This is a genomic window from Alishewanella agri BL06 (genome assembly GCF_000272005.1).
Lineage (GTDB): Bacteria > Pseudomonadota > Gammaproteobacteria > Enterobacterales > Alteromonadaceae > Alishewanella > Alishewanella agri.
In genome coordinates this window covers 12,857-31,792 of record NZ_AKKU01000020.1, presented here as the reverse complement: position 1 = coordinate 31,792, position 18,936 = coordinate 12,857, and the positions used below count along the sequence as shown (strand labels likewise).

Annotated in this window: 16 protein-coding genes; 6 read left to right on the top strand and 10 right to left on the bottom strand. The window is 51.9% G+C overall.

From position 1 onward, the window contains the following. Window positions 1–118 precede the first annotated feature (118 nt). Together AGRI_RS11435 and AGRI_RS11430 are read right to left on the bottom strand one after the other, a co-directional pair. Window positions 119–2,977 carry a TonB-dependent receptor domain-containing protein gene (locus AGRI_RS11435; protein ID WP_008985095.1) on the bottom strand — a complete coding sequence of 953 codons (2,859 nt, stop codon included), beginning with the start codon at window positions 2,975–2,977 and terminating at the stop codon, window positions 119–121. Between the two features lie 258 nt (window positions 2,978–3,235). Continuing rightward, window positions 3,236–4,408: a cystathionine beta-lyase gene (locus AGRI_RS11430; protein WP_008985094.1), complete on the bottom strand. Its 1,173-nt coding sequence runs from the start codon at window positions 4,406–4,408 to the stop codon at window positions 3,236–3,238. Between the two features lie 239 nt (window positions 4,409–4,647). Here AGRI_RS11430 and AGRI_RS11425 point away from each other — a divergent pair, with 239 nt between their 5' ends. After that, entirely contained in the window at window positions 4,648–7,146 is a 2,499-nt protein-coding gene (locus AGRI_RS11425) for a TonB-dependent receptor plug domain-containing protein (protein WP_008985093.1), read from the top strand. 91 nt (window positions 7,147–7,237) lie between these two features. On the opposite strand, the gene AGRI_RS11420 is transcribed toward AGRI_RS11425, so the two are convergent. Both AGRI_RS11420 and AGRI_RS11415 read right to left on the bottom strand, forming a co-directional pair. Beyond that, window positions 7,238–8,008, bottom strand: a complete 771-nt coding sequence (locus tag AGRI_RS11420) for an EAL domain-containing protein (protein ID WP_008985092.1) — start codon at window positions 8,006–8,008, stop codon at window positions 7,238–7,240. A gap of 82 nt (window positions 8,009–8,090) precedes the next feature. Continuing rightward, complete coding sequence (locus tag AGRI_RS11415; RefSeq protein ID WP_040291888.1) at window positions 8,091–8,744, bottom strand: class II aldolase/adducin family protein; 654 nt, start codon at window positions 8,742–8,744, stop codon at window positions 8,091–8,093. A 151-nt stretch (window positions 8,745–8,895) separates the two neighbouring features. Between AGRI_RS11415 and ubiD the strand changes: the two genes are divergently transcribed. The 4 genes from ubiD to AGRI_RS16210 all read left to right on the top strand — a co-directional run bounded on the left by ubiD (window position 8,896) and on the right by AGRI_RS16210 (window position 12,713). Then, entirely contained in the window at window positions 8,896–10,380 is a 1,485-nt protein-coding gene (gene ubiD / locus AGRI_RS11410; RefSeq protein ID WP_008985090.1) for a 4-hydroxy-3-polyprenylbenzoate decarboxylase, read from the top strand. Then, the gene (locus AGRI_RS11405) at window positions 10,377–10,655 is read left to right on the top strand and encodes a 2Fe-2S iron-sulfur cluster-binding protein (RefSeq protein WP_008985089.1); all 279 of its coding nucleotides are present in this window, start codon (window positions 10,377–10,379) and stop codon (window positions 10,653–10,655) included. Before ubiD ends, AGRI_RS11405 begins: the two co-directional genes overlap by 4 nt. Before the next feature lie 26 nt (window positions 10,656–10,681). Then, window positions 10,682–11,389, top strand: coding sequence for an NAD(P)H-flavin reductase (gene fre, locus AGRI_RS11400; protein WP_008985088.1), 708 nt, complete (start codon window positions 10,682–10,684; stop codon window positions 11,387–11,389). 94 nt (window positions 11,390–11,483) lie between these two features. Further along, window positions 11,484–12,713 carry a TonB family protein gene (locus AGRI_RS16210; RefSeq protein WP_008985087.1) on the top strand — a complete coding sequence of 410 codons (1,230 nt, stop codon included), beginning with the start codon at window positions 11,484–11,486 and terminating at the stop codon, window positions 12,711–12,713. Window positions 12,714–12,748: 35 nt separating this feature from the next. On the opposite strand, the gene AGRI_RS11390 is transcribed toward AGRI_RS16210, so the two are convergent. Beyond that, window positions 12,749–13,465 (bottom strand): hypothetical protein, encoded by a 717-nt coding sequence (locus tag AGRI_RS11390; RefSeq protein ID WP_008985086.1) that lies wholly within the window; start codon window positions 13,463–13,465, stop codon window positions 12,749–12,751. A gap of 182 nt (window positions 13,466–13,647) precedes the next feature. Here AGRI_RS11390 and AGRI_RS11385 point away from each other — a divergent pair, with 182 nt between their 5' ends. Next, window positions 13,648–14,055: an acyl-CoA thioesterase gene (locus AGRI_RS11385; protein WP_008985085.1), complete on the top strand. Its 408-nt coding sequence runs from the start codon at window positions 13,648–13,650 to the stop codon at window positions 14,053–14,055. A gap of 48 nt (window positions 14,056–14,103) precedes the next feature. Here AGRI_RS11385 and AGRI_RS16205 read toward each other — a convergent pair whose 3' ends face one another. The 5 genes from AGRI_RS16205 to AGRI_RS11360 all read right to left on the bottom strand — a co-directional run bounded on the left by AGRI_RS16205 (window position 14,104) and on the right by AGRI_RS11360 (window position 18,935). Next, the gene (locus AGRI_RS16205; RefSeq protein ID WP_008985084.1) at window positions 14,104–15,429 is read right to left on the bottom strand and encodes a TonB family protein; all 1,326 of its coding nucleotides are present in this window, start codon (window positions 15,427–15,429) and stop codon (window positions 14,104–14,106) included. Between the two features lie 71 nt (window positions 15,430–15,500). Then, the gene (locus tag AGRI_RS11375) at window positions 15,501–16,010 is read right to left on the bottom strand and encodes a DNA-deoxyinosine glycosylase (RefSeq protein ID WP_008985083.1); all 510 of its coding nucleotides are present in this window, start codon (window positions 16,008–16,010) and stop codon (window positions 15,501–15,503) included. Beyond that, window positions 15,986–17,080 carry a heme biosynthesis protein HemY gene (locus AGRI_RS11370; RefSeq protein WP_008985082.1) on the bottom strand — a complete coding sequence of 365 codons (1,095 nt, stop codon included), beginning with the start codon at window positions 17,078–17,080 and terminating at the stop codon, window positions 15,986–15,988. The genes AGRI_RS11375 and AGRI_RS11370 overlap by 25 nt, the downstream gene beginning before the upstream one ends. After that, on the bottom strand, window positions 17,077–18,201 hold the full coding sequence (locus tag AGRI_RS11365) for a uroporphyrinogen-III C-methyltransferase (protein WP_008985081.1): 1,125 nt from the start codon (window positions 18,199–18,201) through the stop codon (window positions 17,077–17,079). Before AGRI_RS11365 ends, AGRI_RS11370 begins: the two co-directional genes overlap by 4 nt. Continuing rightward, entirely contained in the window at window positions 18,198–18,935 is a 738-nt protein-coding gene (locus AGRI_RS11360) for a uroporphyrinogen-III synthase (RefSeq protein ID WP_008985080.1), read from the bottom strand. Before AGRI_RS11360 ends, AGRI_RS11365 begins: the two co-directional genes overlap by 4 nt. Window position 18,936 lies beyond the last annotated feature (1 nt).

The following is an 18,936-nucleotide window of genomic DNA, read 5'->3' as shown; positions in this document are numbered from 1 at the left end:
CTCCAAATTGAATGCGCGCTATTGTAGAAGAACGCGCTAAGAGATCAATCACCGAAACGTCCGGGCCAATAGAAAAAAACCCGGCACTTAGGCCGGGTTGGATAGTTAACCGCTGCGCTTAGAAAGCGTAAGAGAAGCTGGTGTAGAAGAAACGGCCGATATTGTTGTACAGGCCGGTTTCAGCTGTGGTGCCAGTACTCACGCCCGGTAAGTCACGGTCTAGCAGGTTATCGATACCGAATGCCAGTTTAACGCCGCTGGCGAAGTCGTAACCCAGGCGGATATCAGTTACGAAGTAGCTGCCGTAACTCATAATATCGCTTGGATCCGGGTTCAGCGCCAGTGACTGGCTGGTGAACAGTGAAACCGCATCGATATAGCGGGTTTTCACACCAGCTGTCCAGGCATCGTAACGGTAGTTCACGCTCAGGTTGGCTTGCCAGGTCGCGTCACCGGCAACACCGGCGTTCTCAATATATTCGCTCGGGAAATCCTGGAACGAATAGGTTTTGCGCGACTCCAGCCAGGTACCGATTAACTTGGTATTAAAGCGGCCGCCCAGCGCATCGAAGTCATAGCCAAATTCAAAATCGATACCACTGGCCGTTTGTGCCGCCACGTTTTGCACCACTGACGTAATCAGTTCCGGGGCCAGTGTTTGCGGGTTACGCTGCACCAGATTACAGAACTGCATGTTCGGGCCAGTAGCCGAATCGACACAGCGGTTCAGAATATTCTGTGCTGAAATCGCCGCGATAGCATCGTCAATTTCAATCGACCAGTAGTCAACCGTCAGGCTAAAGCCGCTGATAAAGTCTGGCTGATACACAAAACCAACAGTGTAACTATCTGACTTTTCAGCACGCAGGTTCGGGTTGCCACCACTTAAGCCTTCAACTGTCGCGGCTGGGCTATTCAGCTGGAAGTCTGGTGCAATACCGATAGCCGCACAGTTATTGACCCGGGTCTGGCTCTGACGTTCTGCCGTCGCACAAGGGTCAGTGATGCGGAAGAAGGTTTGGTTTTGCGGGCCAAACAGCTCGCTGATATTTGGCGCCCGCAGCGCTTCAGAGTAGGTTGCCCGTACCCGGAACTCGCCGTTCAGGCTCCAATCCAGACCGGTTTTCCAGCTGGTAGCATCGCCAATGGTACTGTAGTTGGCATAACGCACCGCAGCATCAAATACCAGATCCTGAATCAATGGCAAATCAGCCAGTACTGGTACCGACACTTCAGTAAAGGCTTCTTTCACATCGAATTCACCGCGCATATATTGCAGCGAGTTCAGGAAAGTCGCACCTGTGGCGGCAAAGCGATCCGGCACAGATTCACTTTCTTCTTTCCGGAACTCAGCACCGGCAGAGAAACCGACCATACCGGCTGGTAATTCGAACAGACCGCTGTTGTTAACGCTGGCATTCGCCACTTGCTGGCGAATGGTGCTGTGGCTGTAAGAGGTGGTATTAAACCAGTTACGTGCCGCATCATTAATGGCGTTGTCGCCAAACAGGCTGGTTGGTACACAACCATTGGCACGGGCGGTGGCATCGCGACAAACGATATTACCATTGCCATCGAATACCGCATCCACTGACTGCGCGAAGTTAGTGCGGATCAGATTGTTATAGTTCACCTGCTCCAGCTTGGTTTCGCCATGAGTGACATAGGCTTCAAAGCCCCAGTCTGCTGACAATTCACCCTGAGCTCCGGCAACAAAACGTGAGGTAGTACGGGTGTTTTGCTCAAAGCGACGACCGGCATCTTTCTGGAAGCGGTGAATACGGATCGAAGCCAGATTATTGGCGTCCATCAGCGCTGCCATGCTGTCATCCAGATACGCATTGTCACGCAGAATGCGGATAGCAGAGCCATATTCAAAGAACGATGGCTGGCCTTCACTGCTGCCTTTGCTGCGCACATATTTGCCTTCGGCAAACAGATTAATACTGTCTGTCAGGTCAAAGTTCGCTTTCATATTCAGGTTCTGGCGGTTAAAGCTTGGCTGCAGATCCTGATACTGCCGTAAATCTAAAAATTCACAGTTGCTGCAGTGTTCAATATTGCCATAGGTGGTACCCAGGTCCTGCAAGCGCACACTGCCATCCTGATTGAAGATGTACCAGTTGCCATTTAAATTAAAGTTACCGGCGGTAGAACTGTCATACCAGCCAGCATTGGCAACAGTAATCCGATCCGGAATACCATCGTGAATAAAGACGCCGTTGCTGTCCCGACCATCACGGTCAGCCGGGTTAGCGACTGCCATATAAGAGGTACGGGTTTGCCGGCGATCAGTGGCGTTCATGCCTTCCTGGCCAGAAAACTCTGCTGCGACCGCAAAGTTACCGCGGCCGGCCGCAAAGTCAGTACCAAAGGACAGCAAGGCTTTATGGTTATCGTACGGATTATCTTCGGCAAAGCCACGGCTAAGTACCAAATCAAAACCCTGAATATCTTTTTTCAGCTTAAAGTTGACTACACCAGTAACGGCATCGGCACCGTAAACCGCTGAAGCACCACCGGTAATAATTTCTACTGAGTCTAACCAGGCAGTCGGAATGCTGTTGGTATCGACCGCGGCGCTACCGGCACTGCTGGCGACATGGCGACGACCATCCACCAGCACCAGCGTACGGGAGGCACCCATGCCGCGTAAATCCAGTAAGCTTAAGCCGGCAGTACCGATAAAGCGCCCGGCGTTAGCCAGTGAGTAAGTGGCAGCCAGTGACGGTAATTCTTTTAACACTTCACCAATGTTCATGGCGCCGGTTTCCACCAGATCGCGACCAGAAATCACCGTTACCGGTGACGGGGCTATGGCACCTTCACGCAGAATGCGCGACCCGGTAACCTGAATACGCTCTGGCGCTGCTTGCGGGCTTTCTTGCGCCAGCACCAATTGTGGACTGGCGGCAGCAACGGCAACGGCCACCACACTTAAACGCAAAGAATTCACTTTGGATAACGATACAGACATGCTTGCTCCTGAATAAAACAGCCAGTGGCTGATACAACTCAGCAGTACCTGTACCGGCACTGCTGCAGAGGGCGCGCATTGTAGGGAATTGTGGTGAAATCGCCAGCAAAAACTGCCTGAAAAATACCGATTGATGAGTATTTATGCAGTTCCTGAATAAGAAAAAATCAAACTGATGGCTTTTAAGGCAGCATAAGAAAGGGCTGATTCAGCTTGAGCCTTTGTGGGACCAAGCCTCAAACTGTATAATTATGCAACTCAACCAGCAGCATGAAAGCGCGTAAAAGCCGCTGCTAAATCGGCGACTAAATCCTCCGGATCTTCCAGGCCAATATGCAGTCGAATCAGCGGTCCGCTATAGGGCCAATGACTAGCACGGCGCAATGCCTGCACATTAAAGGTCGCGGTGATCAGGCTTTCGTAGCCGCCCCAGGAAAACCCCATCTTAAAATGCTGCATGCCTTCAATAAAGGCGGCAACCTGCTGTTGGCTGCCTTGCTTTAATACAAACGAAAACAGTCCATTACTGCCGCTAAAGTCGCGTTTAAACTGCTGATGGCCCGGATGATCAGCAAAAGCCGGATGCCTTACTGTCTCTACCTCGGGCCGCTGTGCCAACCAGTGGGCAACCTGTAACGCATTTTGCTCGTGTTGCTTTAACCGCACTCCTAAGGTCCGTAAACCACGGCTGGCAGCATAGACATCATCAGCCGAAGCACAGTAGCCCATTAAATAGCTATGCTCACGCAGTTGCGGCCAGTACTGCTCGGTAGCAGTGGCGGTGCCGAGCATGACATCAGAATGGCCGATAATATATTTAGTCGCCGCCTGAATTGAGATATCCACGCCCAGTTCAAAGGGCTGACACAAAATCGGCGAGGCCCAGGTATTATCCAGTACCGTAATGATTTGACGCGCCCGCGCCACCGCACAAATCGCTGGTATATCCTGCACCTCCAGCGTCAGCGAGCCCGGCGATTCCAGAAAGATCATCCGGGTATTGGGTTTAATCAATGCCGCAATACCGGCTCCGATCAGCGGGTCATAATAAGTAGTCTCAATCCCCAGCCCAGCTAGTAACTTATCGCACAGGGCCCGGGTCGGTTCATAGACACTGTCCACCATCAACAAGTGATCGCCCTGCTTTAAAAACGCCAGTAAAGCACCTGATACCGCAGCGGCACCACAGGGATAGAGTGCACAACCCACGCCGCCCTCCAGCTCACACATCGCTTCCTGAAAAGCGAAATGAGTTTGGGTACCGCGTCGGCCATAATAGGGTACCCGGTTACCACGTTGCTTCGTCGCCTCACGCAATTCCTGCATGGTATCAAATACGATTGTGGAGGCGCGTACCAGTGGTGGATTTACGGCACTGCCTGTCCATTGCCTACTGCGACCGGCATGAATTAACTGGGTATTTTTTTTCATGTTGGTGCTCCAATTCGACCAAAGTGGCGTAGTAAAGACATCCGGAAGTCTGTATGCTCTAAAATATCGACATCCTAAGGCATAATTTAGTCAACGTCACGCTATCTTTAATTGCGGTACTGGTTTGACCCCAGGTTATTTAAGCTCTAGCTTTAATTATGAAACCTAAGCAATCTTAACAGTAATGTCATACACATCTTAAGGTTGTGGCGGGAAATAACAACAAGGAGATAACACCTATGCACAGCTTCAAGCCCCACCCTCTTGCTTTAGCCGTGACGCTGGTGCTCACCAGCCCTTTGGCTTTAGCGCAGCAAAGCAATACCAGCGAAACAGAAGAAAAAGCGGAACGCATTGAGCAAATTGTAGTCACCGGTACCCGGGTAGCCGGCCGCTCAGTGTCGGATACGGCAGTGCCTATTGACATCGTAAGTGCCGAAAGCTTAACTCGCGCTGGCTCTACCGAACTGAACCAGGTGTTATCTACCGCCCTACCATCCTTTAACTTTCCGCGCCCCGGTCTCACCGATGGTACCGACACCGTACGCCCGGCCACGTTGCGCGGCTTAGGGCCAGATCAATCCCTGGTGCTGGTTAACTCGAAACGCCGGCATTCAGCTTCATTGGTTAACGTTAACGGCTCTGTCGGTCGGGGTTCGTCCGCAGTAGACTTAAATACGATTCCCACCGCGGCCATCGGCTCAGTCGAGGTACTACGTGATGGGGCTTCGGCCCAGTATGGTTCTGACGCAATTGCCGGGGTACTGAACGTGCGGCTACGTGAAGCCAGTGAGGGTGGCAACTTTACCACCTCTTATGGCTGGCGCGAATCCACTTACACTACACCGACTACACCACCACCAGCCGGTGCTACCTGGAGTGCGCCCGCTAATATTGAGCGTAGCCGTACTGACGGTGAAACCTTGACTTTAAGCGGCTGGCGCGGTTTTGACTTAGGCAATAATGCCTTTTTAACCGTCTCTGCAGAGTATAAAGACGCCGAGCGTACCGAGCGCGGCGGCTGGGATTACCGGCAGCAATATCCGTTGGTTAATGGCCAGTTTGATGAGCGTGAAACCTTCTTTAACCGCTTTAGTGCCTGGTACGGTGAGCCGGAACTGGAACAGTTCACCCTGTTTGCCAACGCCGGTAAAACACTGGATAACGGCAAAATTTATGGCTGGTTAAGCTATCAGGATCGCGAAGCACGTTCAGCAGGCTTCTATCGCCCGGCTAACGATTCCCGCAACATCCCGGAAATTTATCCGAACGGTTTCCTGCCAATTATCGCGCCGGATGTCACCGACGCCAGTGCGGCGGTGGGTTATGAATTCGACGTTGGCGAATGGACTATCGACACCTCGTTAGTTTGGGGCCAAAACCGTATGGCCTTTACTATCGAAAATACGCTTAACCGCTCCATTGGCCCATTAAGCAAAACTGAGTTTGATGCCGGTGGTTTCCGCTATGGCCAGGCGGTGTTTAACTTATCCGGGGTGCGTTCTTTTAATGTTGATGGCTTAGCCTCACCGCTTAACGTCGCGACCGGTATCGAAATGCGCCGTGAGCGTTACAGCATCTTTGCCGGCGAGCCGGATTCCTGGCGCAATGGTGGTGTGCTATTAAATGGTGCCCCAACTCCGTCTGGCGCTCAGGTTTTTCCTGGCTTCCGGCCATCAAATGAAGTGCGGGAAACCCGGCGTGCTTTGGGTGCTTATGTCGATTTAGAGGCGAATCTTACTGATAATATGTTAGGTTCAGTGGCAGTTCGTGCCGAAGATTATTCTGACTTTGGTAGCAATGTCACCGGTAAAGCCGCGTTACGTTACGACTTTACTGATAACTTCGCCATCCGTGGCTCGCTGCAAAACGGCTTCCGTGCGCCGTCGCTGCAGCAACAAAACTTCACCGCGACCTCTACCAACTTTATCAATGGTGTTCCTTTTGATATCACAACTTTCCCAGTCAGCGATCCGGTAGCACAAGCTTTGGGCGCGCAAGCGCTGGATGCGGAGGAATCGGTAAACTATTCACTGGGCACAGTGTTCCGGATTGGCGGCGTTTCAGTCACCATCGACGGCTATCGGATCGATATTGACGACCGTATCGTGTTGTCAGAAAACCTGACAGCAGCAAATGTGCGGGATTATCTGACGTCACAAGGCTTTATTGGTATAGGTGGCGGCCGCTTCTTTATCAACGGCGTTGATACCGAAACCCAGGGTGTTGATGTGGTGATTAACTGGAGCTTACCAACTGATAAGCTTGGGTTGTTCGATTTTACCTTAGTGGGGAATTACAACGAAACCAAGGTGACGTCAGTACCGGAAACCTCACAGTTATCGGCGTTAAATCCGGCGCCGACACTATTCGGCCGTGTAAACGTGCTGACCTTTGAAAAAGGCACACCGAAAGATAAATACGGCGCCACCGTAAACTGGAGCTTTGATAATTTAAGCGCCACCTTGAAAGCGACCCGCTATGGTGAGGTTTTAGCGCCAGGTACAACTCCAGCCACTGACTTTATCCTAAGCCCAAAAACCCTGGTTGATCTGGAAGCCCGTTATGAGTTTAACGATAACTGGACGCTGGCCTTTGGCGCGGACAATATCTTTGACCAATATCCGGATGCTTTCCCGATTAACCTGAATACCACAGGCGCTACCTCGTTCTCGAACTATTCACCGTTCGGACGTTCAGGCCGCCTGTTCTATGGTCGGGTTGCCTACAACTTCTAACAGTAGGTCAGTAACAGCAAAGGCGCCATTTTGGCGCCTTTCTATTTCGGCTCGTTAACCGTTTTTGGTTAGAGATTTGTGGCGGCGCGGCTTAATTTAAGCCCTGAATTTCTGCCAGCCGTGCTAATTTTTCCAGCTCTGGTCGGGCAAAATAGTACCCTTGTAAAAACCGAATACCGACGGAGGTCAGGTACTCAAGCTCTTCCTTAGTTTCGATCCCCTCAGCTAACACCCGGGTGCCCTGTAATTCACACTGCTCAATCGTGCGCTCAACAATAAACTGTTTTGCCGGGTTTTTATCGATATTGCGGATTAACTGCATATCCAGCTTTAAGATATGCGGTTTTAATTCAATCAACCAATCCAGCGTGGCGTAGCCTGAGCCGTAATCATCAATTGCCGTCTGAAAACCACGTTTGGCATAACTTTGGAAAATCCGGTTTAAGTGCGCTTTATCCGGGATTTGCTCGCCTTCGGTGACTTCAAAAATCAGCTTGGTTAAATCAAAACCGTAGGTATCCGCCGCTTCAATGGTTGCTTTGATACAGGTTTCCGGGTTATACACCGCATTGGGTAAAAAATTGATATTTAAAAAGGTTTTACAGCCTAATCTAGCTGCCGTTTCGATTGCTTTTACCCGACAAGCCTGATCAAAGTAATATTTATTATCGTCATTAATATGCTGAAACACCCAGCCGGCACCCTCACCATTGGGCCCACGCACCAGCGCTTCATAGGCGATAATGCTCTTCTCCCGCCAATCAATAATAGGTTGAAAAGCCATGCGGATCTGAAAGCCAAGATCCTGACCACTAAGACAATCGCTACAGGTTTGTTGTTTTATATTGGCCGGAAACTGCATCTTACTGGTGTCTCTACACTTGTCGGTTTATTAGTTTTACCAGAAAATTCCGACTGTTGCCTGTTTTTCCGATATTTTTTCGCTAACCGGGCCAAAGATTCGGCTCAGCGCCCAGTGCCAGTGCCTTGGCATAGTATTCGGCCAACACCTGAAACGCCGCAGCAGCAGTGTTGCCAAATGTCACAACGCCATCTTCGTGCCCCGCCATAGTAAAAATACCTTGTCTGGTTACAGTGGTAGCACTAAATAACCTTGCCACCTCCGCCGCCATTTCTACCGTGCCATAAGGAATCTCAGCGGCGGTTTGTGGCAGCTGTAATTCGTTGGCCAAATGCCAGATCGCCGGGCAATGGGCGTGGATGACAAAATTAATGCCGGGGTCCAGCAAATATAGCTGGCCATGGGTCATAGCTTCAGATGATGGTTTGCAGGGACCTGTCGCCGCAATCTGATTCAGTTCGGGCTGGCAGTGGCTCACCAACGCATAATCGGCGGCGGTTAATACCGCTTTGCCTCCGGTTTGGGTGCCACTAATCAGGAACTGGTCAGTACCCGGTAAACGCTGGCTGATATTACCAAAACCGTAGTTATCATAACGTAATGGATGCTGGCCCAGCATGCCGAGCTGCACACAGAGCGTGCGCCAGGCAGTTAGCTCACTGATATCGGCCGCGGCTGTTAGCTCAGCTTGCTGATAACTTAACTGAAATTTTATAACCCCTTCTTGCTCAGTCATCGTATAACCCGCGTCACTGTTTTTTCGCATTATAAAAGGCAGCTTCGGCTTTCCCCAGCCGCATAGCAGGCCAAAACTGGCAGGAAATGGCTGGCAATGTATAATACGGTCAGCTTTTGTCAGGCTGCGGCTGACAACATTAAGGGCAAAGATGAAATATAAAGATTTACGCGACTTTATTGCACAGCTGGAGCAGCGCGGTGAACTGGTGCGGATCAGTCAGCCGGTGGATCCGGTGCTGGAAATGACCGAAATTGCCGACCGCACCCTGCGCGGTGGCGGCCCCGCCTTACTATTCGAAAACCCGAAAGGCTTTACGATCCCGGTACTGGCTAACTTATTTGGTACCCCAAAGCGCGTGGCGCTGGGTATGGGCCAGGACGAGGTGTCTGCGCTGCGTGAAGTTGGCAAACTGCTGGCCTTTTTAAAGGAGCCGGAGCCACCGAAAGGTTTAAAAGATGCGTTTAGCAAGCTGCCGATCTTTAAACAAGTGCTGAATATGTCGCCCAAGCAAGTAAAAAAAGCAGCCTGCCAGCAAGTGGTATTAAGCGGAGACCAGGTGGATCTAACCAAGCTGCCGGTGATGACCTGTTGGCCTGGCGATGCCGCGCCGCTGATTACCTGGGGTTTAACGGTAACCAAAGGCCCACATAAAGAGCGGCAAAACCTTGGCATATACCGGCAGCAGGTACTGGGTAAAAACAAAGTGATTATGCGCTGGTTATCGCACCGTGGCGGCGCACTGGACTTTTTTGAATGGCAAAAAGCCCATCCGGGCCAACGCTTTCCGGTTGCTGTGGCCTTAGGCGCCGATCCGGCGACCATTTTAGGTGCCGTAACACCGGTACCAGATACACTATCGGAGTATGGTTTTGCTGGTTTGTTGCGCGGTGATAATACCGAAGTGGTGAAATGTATCAGCAATGACTTACAGGTACCGGCCAGTGCCGAGTTTGTGCTGGAAGGCTATATCGAGCCGGGCGAGTTGGCACCGGAAGGCCCCTATGGCGACCATACCGGCTACTACAATGAGGTGGATAACTTCCCGGTATTTACTGTGACCCATATTACCCATCGTGAAGATCCGATCTATCACAGCACCTATACCGGCCGGCCACCGGATGAACCTGCCATCCTGGGTGTGGCGCTGAACGAAGTCTTTGTGCCGATTTTACAAAAGCAATTCCCGGAAATTACCGACTTCTATCTGCCACCTGAAGGCTGCTCATACCGGCTGGCCGTGGTGACGATGAAAAAGCAATATCCGGGGCATGCCAAACGGGTGATGATGGGCGTTTGGTCTTTCCTGCGCCAGTTTATGTACACCAAGTTTGTGATCGTTTGTGATGATGATATCAACGCCCGAGACTGGCAGGATGTGATCTGGGCCATTACCACCCGGATGGATCCGGCGCGGGATACCACCCTGGTGGAAAATACGCCAATTGATTATCTCGACTTTGCGTCACCGGTATCCGGTTTAGGTTCAAAAATGGGGATGGATGCCACCAATAAATGGCCAGGCGAAACTAACCGTGAGTGGGGCGAGCCTATCGTGATGGATCCGGCGATTAAACAGCGGATTGATGCCTTATGGCCGTCGTTGGGTATCACTTTACCAGAGCAAAAAACATGAGCTATCAGGTACGGATCCTACCGGCAAAACTAACCTTTGAGGTAGCAGAAGGTGAAAGTATCCTCGCTGCGGCCTTGCGCCAGGGTATCGATTTTCCGCACCGCTGCCGCCAGGGTGTCTGTACCAGTTGCGTATGCAAATTGCGCAGTGGCAGTGTCAGTTACGCCGACCCTAGCCCATTAACCGAAACCGATCGCCAGCAGCAGTTTGTCTATTGTTGCCTGGCGACTGCAGACTCAGATTTAGAGCTGCACCATCCTTTTATCCGCGGTTAGTTGCCGCCAGAACCATTGAGAGCTTTATGAACACCATTTCTTGCCAGGTTATTGCTATTAGCGCTCTGACACCGGTGGTCAGCAAAGTATTGCTGCAACCGGCGCAGCCAACTAGCTATACGCCTGGTCAGTATTTACAGCTGTGTCTGACCGAAAATGACAAAAGACCTTTTTCGATTGCCAGCATTCCTGCACAAGATCTGCTTGAACTGCATATCGGCGCGCCAGCAGGCGATAACTGGTCCAGCGCTGCGCTACAGCATTTACAGCAAGCGTTTGCGCAGGGCTTATCGGTACAGGTTGAAGTCGGCTTAGGTCATGCCGGTTGGCGTCAGGACAGCGCGCGACCAGTCATCCTGTTAGCCGGTGGCACGGGTTTCTCTTATGTGCACAGTATTGCTATGGCACTGGCCGCAGCGTCACAGGATAAACCGGTATTTTTATACTGGGGGGTGCGGCAGGAAGATGCCTTGTATTATCAGGCCGAGCTGCAACAATGGGCAGCGGCAAATGCTAAATACCGCTTTATCCCGGTAGTACAAGAGCCTGGCGCCAACTGGCAGGGCCGGAGCGGCCTGGTGCATGAAGCGGTGTTACAGGACTTTGTCTCACTGGAAGCTTACGATATCTATATCGCCGGCCCCTTTGCCATGGCCGGCGTAGCCCGCGAAGCTTTCGCCGAGCAAGGTGCACATCGCGAACAGATGTTTGCAGATGCATTTGCTTATATCTAGGGCGTGTTAAAAAGTACGCAGCGGAATTATAGATTGACCTGAGCAGGCAGCTTGTTATTATCTAATTGATAACAACATTAATAGGGATGTTAAAATGCTCAAGCGTTTTGCTTTTTTGCTACTCTGCTGCAGTTTCACACTCAGAGCCGACTGGAATCAGGCGTTGCTCGCCTACGAGCAACAGGATTACAACACTGCCCGATTGCACTTTAGTGAACTCGTGAAAGTGGGTAATGCCAACGCCATGTTCAGTCTGGCGGCGATGTATTTTAACGGTGAAGGACAAGACGCGGATAAAGTGCAGGCAGCCGCCCTATTTAAGTTAGCGGCAGATTTTGGACACGCCGATGCCACGGCGCTCGCGGCACAACTCGGTGCCAGCTTGCAGCCTGCGGAGCAGACCAACTATGCGCAGATGGTACAGCAATGGCAACAACAGGTGATGGTACCGGCCGGACCAGCAATGCTAACGCGCCCATCCGTTGCTACAGCTGCTCAACCGATACGCCGGGTTGAACCGCGTTATCCGGTAGATGCCGCAAGACGCGGCCAGTCAGGCTATGTAAAAATGCATTACCGGGTCGATGAACAAGGACGGGTCACGGATATCACGGTATTGGATGCTTATCCGCAGCAGCTCTTTATCAAAGAAGCGCTGAAAGCCCTGCAAAGCTGGCGTTATAGCAGCGGTAGCCCGCAACTGACGGTAACTGAATTAAGCTTTACGCTGGAAATTCCCGGCCAGGCCAGATTAAATATCCCACGCCTGGAGCAGGCGTTATTTCAATCCAAACTCTGGGATTTGGCGGTTGCCGGCTCCGCTGAGCATCAGTTAATCCTCAGCCAACTGTTGCGCCATTTGGTAACGCAAGGGGCTCATCACTTTATCATCGACCCGGTATTACCCTTAACAGCACCAGATTTGAATTTACTCCAGCCAGAATTAACCGTGAAAGCGGATTTTACCACTATCGCGCAGCAGACACTGGTGACTGTTGACCCGTCGGGAGTTATCACGACAGCAGAGGCAGACCCGGCGCTTATTGGTAAACAATTATCAGGTGTTAAAACTGCCGGACAGTTTTTGCTGGAACCCCGTATTGTAAACACTAAAGCAGAAGTCTTTGTGCAGCCGGCACTGACGGTTTCCCGGGCCTGGTCGGCGGATTATTGGCTGGAGCAGGCAGCGCGCAATGGTCAAATCGACGCTCAGCGTAATCTGGCAGCGACCGATCAGCATTGGTTGAACTATCTGTTAGCTAAGCAAGACCCCGTTGCCATCAGCTGGCAGGCAACAGGTTTGCTTGCCCAACATAATCATTGAGCTATCAGGCTTTAGCGGGCGGTCGCGTAAACTCACTAACGTGACAGCCACTTCGCCATAGTCTGGCGGAATAGTATGGCATCATCGCTCTCCCTGCATGGCACCCCTTTCAGCTTTATCAACTGCTCAAATCCCGACAGCGCCGGATCAGCAATCAAACAGCGACCATTCACCCGCACTAATTGTTTGCCGTCATGATAAGTAAAAAGCACACTTTGCTCTGGCGTGGCATCGGGTTGTTGCCAGCGCTCACTGCGGCTGGTCGGGATCTGTTGCTGTTGTCGCCTCCAGCCAACATAATCCGGTGCCGGCTGCTGATACTGATTAGCAAGGCTCGCCAGACTACGTTCAGCTAAACCCGGGCGCGACAGCGCTAGGCGTTCAGACACTGCTGTGTCATCTGTGCCAGCAAGCTGCGCTTGCTCCGGTTTAGCTTGGTCCACTTGCGGCTGTGGATTATCTGATACGTCTGGCTTTGCTGAGGTAGATCTGACCGGCGCTACGGCTTCAGACCCAGGTACTGTTGCAATTTCGGCCGCTGACGATGATACCGTCGGTGCTGGTAATGCAGGCAGCGGTGCAGCGACAGGCTCAGTAATCTTGGGTGGCGTATACAAATAGCTGCTAATCACCGCAGCCTCTGGCGGCTCGGCCATCTTTACAGGTCGCAACAACACCAGCAACACAGCCAGATGCAGCAGCAGTGCCCAACACACAGGCCGGAAATAATCGTGATGCCAAGTCCCTTGCATAATGCTCTCACCCCAATGACCAAGCTAAGACTGCCGCACCGACTGAAAATTCCGCCAGCCGCCACTATGGCACGTAAAATGTCCGTTGTTCACCGGCATTAGTGGTTGATAATCGCCCACGACATAGTATTTACAACGCTTTCATGCCAGAATCAGAGTAATTGCACTAAAGGAAAACTGTTATGCAACATAAAACCCTGATTAAGGTTCGCGGCTACCATTTAGATATCTATCAGCATGTAAATAACGCCCGTTATCTGGAATTTCTGGAAGAAGCGCGCTGGGGCTATCTGGAAGATAGCGGCGATATCGAATGGTTTGCCAAACATGGTCTGGCCTGGGTGATTGTGAATATCAATATTAACTACCGGGTAGCCGCCACCATGGGCCAGACGCTGGAAGTCTTTACCCGCTTTAGCAAGATTGGCAGTAAAAGTGCTGTCGTATCACAGGAAGTGCGGATCGCCGGCTCCGATGCCGTGGCAGCTGATGCTCAGGTGACCTTTGTTTGTCTGGATCAGAAAACCGGCAAGGCAGTGCCAATTGAGGGCGAATTGCGTGAGCGGTTAACTCAGCATCTGAGTGAATAAAAATCGGCTTACAACAAGAAAGCGGCAGCTGCCGCTTTCTGTCCGGTGTTACATTAACTGTTTCTTTAATTCTTCCGCCAGAGGATAGCTTTTAGCAATCGCCGCATCCAGTAATGCTAAGCCTTGTTGCCGTTGCCCCTCCAGAATCAAGCGGCTGCCAACCCAAGCCATCACCTCAGCATCTTGCTGAGCTAACAGATATTGCTCCCATCTCTTATCATAGGCAGCCATAATCCGTTGTGCACCCCGATGCCCATTTTGGGCCGCCTGATCCCACCAGAAATTTGCCGAATAACTGGCCGGAACTTTAAAAGAAGCACTGACCCAGGGCGCCTTATTATGCCCAACATCATTCTTAACGATCTGATATACATCATGATCAAACTTGCCTGTTAACTTCAACCCCAATAAAGACTTCACTTTACTTTCGGCAGCAAAGTCCGCGCGCAACTCTTCGGTGATAGTACCATCATCGGCTATACGCACTACTGCATATCCGACAAAGCCATCAAAATCCACTTTTACCGGATTCGTCCGCCGGAACACCGATAAATCAAGTTGCGGTTCAATATCTAAGGAATCATCAATAGATAAATAATTCCGGCTCTGCACATCGACCAATCTCAGAACACCACCCAGCAAAAATTGATGTTGCGGTGAGCCCATCAACGCGCCTTGCCATAGTTGATGTTGGTCGATAAGTTCTTCAACTTTTTCTACCCGCACCCCGCCATCCATTGCAAAATCCAGACGTACATTAAACAGGTGCTTACTACCGGTCGCTTCATACTGCCAACGACTTATCGCGCGCACAGATTCGCGATCAAAGACACCTTCCGGATATGCATCAACAACGTCTGCTGACTGCACTTTGCCTTGTTCATCTACCAGAAAGCGCATCGCGACATAACCAAACTGGCCAGCCTTTGCCGCAGCCACCGGATACTTTGGCGGGACACGTTTAATAGGGTTCGGCCGCTCGACAACGGCTGGCTCATTTTCCCAACTCTTTGGCCAGACTTGTACTTGTTGTTTCAATAACTGCAGCTGCTGCTCCACTGCTGCCAGAGACTGCGCATCAATATTTTGTTGTTGTTGCGCAACCAGATTACCGGCATCCGCCCGGCCCAACTCCGCAGCCAGCATAAAATAGGCTAAGGCCTTATTTCGATCCTGAGTTACGCCTTCACCATTAAAATACATCGCCCCTAAATTAAAGGCGGCGTCCTTATTTCCTAATGGTAATAGCTTCTCAAATTCCTGCTGCGCAAGGTTGTAATTTTGTTGCTCATAGGCCGTCAAAGCCTGCCACCAATCCGCAGTAGCAGGTTGCGCAACCAGCAGACCTGCTGCGAAAAACCATAGTTTTTTCATCAAAACTCCTTTTCAAGTCATTTATGGCGTGACTAAATTGAGGACAGCAGTATCAAATACTTACAATTAAATTACAAGATGCAATATTGGCAGATGCTTTGCCAGGCTTTGAGTTTGTTGGTTAAATTCAACGAAGCGTGGGCAGGACTGGTGGAGGGTAACTGCATTAAAGCAGGTACCTGCTCCGGTGCCAGCGTCGGCAACACCAGCTTGCGGAAACTTTGCGCCGCCTTGGCACCGTTAAACGCCAGTGCACGAATTTGCGGCTGTTGTTGCAATAAACTGGCAAAGTCATTCGGTGTTTCAGCGCGGATCGCGCTATCCAGGCTACCCTGACGCTCGCAACTCTGCAGCACGTCCCATAGACCGATACCCTGCGCCTGCAATTGCATTAGTCGCTGTGGATAGGGTAAATCGTAAGCAAAATCAAACAGCTGCCCCATAATAGGCCAAAACGCATTGCGAGGATGGGCGTAGTATTGCTGGGCGGCCAGCGAGGCGGCACCCGGCATACTGCCGAGCACCAACAACCGGGTATCAGGCGGGAGAACCGCCGCTAGGCTGGTAAGGCGTTCTGCCATAGCTCCGGCTGATATTGCCGCACCTTCTGCCAGGCCATGACCGCTTGTTCTTTATCGCCCTCCTGCTCTGCCAGATAGGCTAATACAGCATACAGGTAACCATTGCTGGCGTGATCACGCAACCAGTGCTGCACGGTCTTGCGTAGTTTTAACACTGAGCGACCGAGCGGAATTTGCCGCAGATAAGGCCAGGCCGCGGGTAAATCATCCAGCGTCAGCGCCTGTACCAGTTTCTGCTCGGCTTGTTCGTTTTGGCCCTGCTGCGCCAGCGCCCAGGCCAGGCCTAACATAGCGGCCGCGGATTTACGTTCCTTCGCCGGTAAATTCTGCCAGTAGTCGGCCTGCTCTGAAAAACCCTGCAAACTGAGCTGACTGATTGCCGCCGGATAAATAGCAAAGCGCCGCTGCTGCCAGCTATCTTTACTAAACCAGCGCTCGCTCACGGCTTGTGGTACCGTTTGCAGCAAACTTTGCCATTGCCCGGCCTGCTGTAATGCCTGCAAATACAACTGGCCCAATGCCGGGTCCTGCTTTGCCTGCGACAAATGCTGCGCCAGTAAGCGACAGGCTTCTCCTGCCTGCCCTTGCTGTAATAACAAATCGGCCTGCACAAAGGCACTGTTAGAGCCACTGACTTCAAGCGCACCGGCTAAATGACCGGCTTGCTCCGTTTTACCCGCATACAGGCTGGCATAGCTGGCCAGCATCCGCTTTTCGGTGGCAAAGCTGGGATCATTCAACGCCAGCTGTAACTGTTCACTGGCCTGAGACCATTGTTGACGCGCATAGGCTTGTAACCCCAGGGCAAAAGCTGCTTGCGCTTTTTTCGCCCGCCGCACCCGAAAAAAGCTAAATGACCATTTTTGCCAGCGCGCTAAATGCCGCAGCACCGTGACGAGTAAGGCGCCAGCCAGCAGCACTAAACCCAGCGCAATCACCAGACCGAGTAACGTCATTTCGACACTGTGGCCGGCCACAATCAACTTGATATAACCCGGATTATTAATCAGTACCGGCCCCAGCAACATTGCCAGAATTAAAATCAGTGTTAGCAGCAACAGCTTAATCATAAGCCCTCCTCAGAGAGCAGGGATAACTGGCGCTCCAGCTGCGCCGGACTTTGTAGTACCGGCAACTCAACCTGACTCAGCGCCAGCTGGCTTAATTGCACCAGCTCGCCTGCAGCCTGCTGTACTGCGCTACTCTCTGCGGCGAAATAGCGCTGTAGCAGATCGGCAGCTTGCTGTATTGCCCGACTAAATACCGCTTGCTGGCCCTGCAACAATGCTTGCTCAGCCAACAATAATTGCTGCTGTAAGGTCAAACGTAGCTGCACCTGTTGTTCCGCGCTCAGATTAATAAAATCTTCCGCCACGGCCGGGCGTACCTGAAATAACTTGCTCCAGCTTTGTTGCCAGTATGCGGCCAAATTCTGGCGCCAGTTGGCCAGCTCGCCATCAGCAACAGGCTGAGTAACCAGAGCTTGCTCCTGCTGCTTCAGCGGCAGTTGTAAACTTTGCTGCCGCAGTTGCGCCAGCTGCAGATAAACCTGGCTATAGTCCGGCAGGCTTAACTGCTGCAACGCAGTTAAGTCATCACGAATACTTTGCCGTACCGGTAACAGCGCCGGATTATCCAGTCTTACCAGCTGAGCATCGGCCTGCTGCAGTAACATACGCGCGCTGCGTAAATCCTGTTGCAATACCAGACTGTAACTGGCGCGTTTTAACAGGTAGCCGACCTCTGACAGTAACCAATGTTGTGGCGGCGCGCCGTCCTTTTCCTGCAACTGCTGACGTAATAGCGCCAGCTGGCTTTGTAATTGGCTGGTCAGCTCTGCCTGACTCGCCTGCTGTGTGTGCTGCCAATTTTGCCATTGTTGTTCAACGTTACTTTGCTGCTGCGTTTGTTGCTCGCTAAGTTGTGCCATGGCCTGCGCCAGCTGTTGTTCCAGCTGCTGTGCGCTACGCTGGCTTTGACTGAGCTGCTGCTGCATACCCTGCCATTGTGGCCATAACCACCAGCCGGCAGCAGCAATGCCGCCTCCGAGCAACAACACCAACAATAAGGCGAACACGGCCATGCCACTGCCGCCGGAGCCAGCGCGCTCGTTTTCAGTCTCGGCCAGCTGGGCTTTTAGCTCGGCCAGCGGCGCTTCACTGTCGATGGTAGTTGGCTTTTGCTCACTCATAACAAGTCCTTCTTAAACTGCTGTATCGCCTCTAATAAGGCATCATCATTCGCGCTTTGCGCCAGCTGGATCCTTGGCGCGGCAATGCCCAGCGTCAGCGCACTGTCACGCGCTCTTGGGCTGACCAGGATCCAGCCCAGCTGACAAAGCCAGCTATGTTCGGCAACCGGCACCAAATCAAAAATACGCTGCAGGATTTCATTACTGGTCGCTACCACACAGCGGATGCCCTGCTGACGCCATTGTTGGCACAACATAGCACCGTCTAACGGCAGCGGGATCCGGCTATAGCTTTGTACATAACGCACCAGGGCGCCGCGCTGACTTAGGGTTTGTTTAATCAATTCGCGTCCGGCATTACCGCGCACCACCACGACCTGCAAGCCGGCGACATCCTGTAATTCGGGCAAACCGAGCAAGCCTTCGCTGCGCTGATCTTGTGGCACCAGCACACTGCGGCCGGTCCAACGGGTTAAAGCAGCGGCGGTGGTTTCACCTACCGCCAGTAAAGGCGCGCTCAGTTCGCTTGGATCGAGTTGCTGCTCCAGTGCATGCACCGCACTTAAACTGACAAACACCAGCAAGTCCGCTTGCTTTAATAAGCGCAGATCTTTGGCTTTTAACTGTACCATCTGGGTAGTAATCACCGGCTGGTACAGATAGGGCACGCCGCTGTCATCCAGAGCTTCCAGCAGATGATCCGCTTTGCCGGCCGGCCGGGTGATTAAAAACATG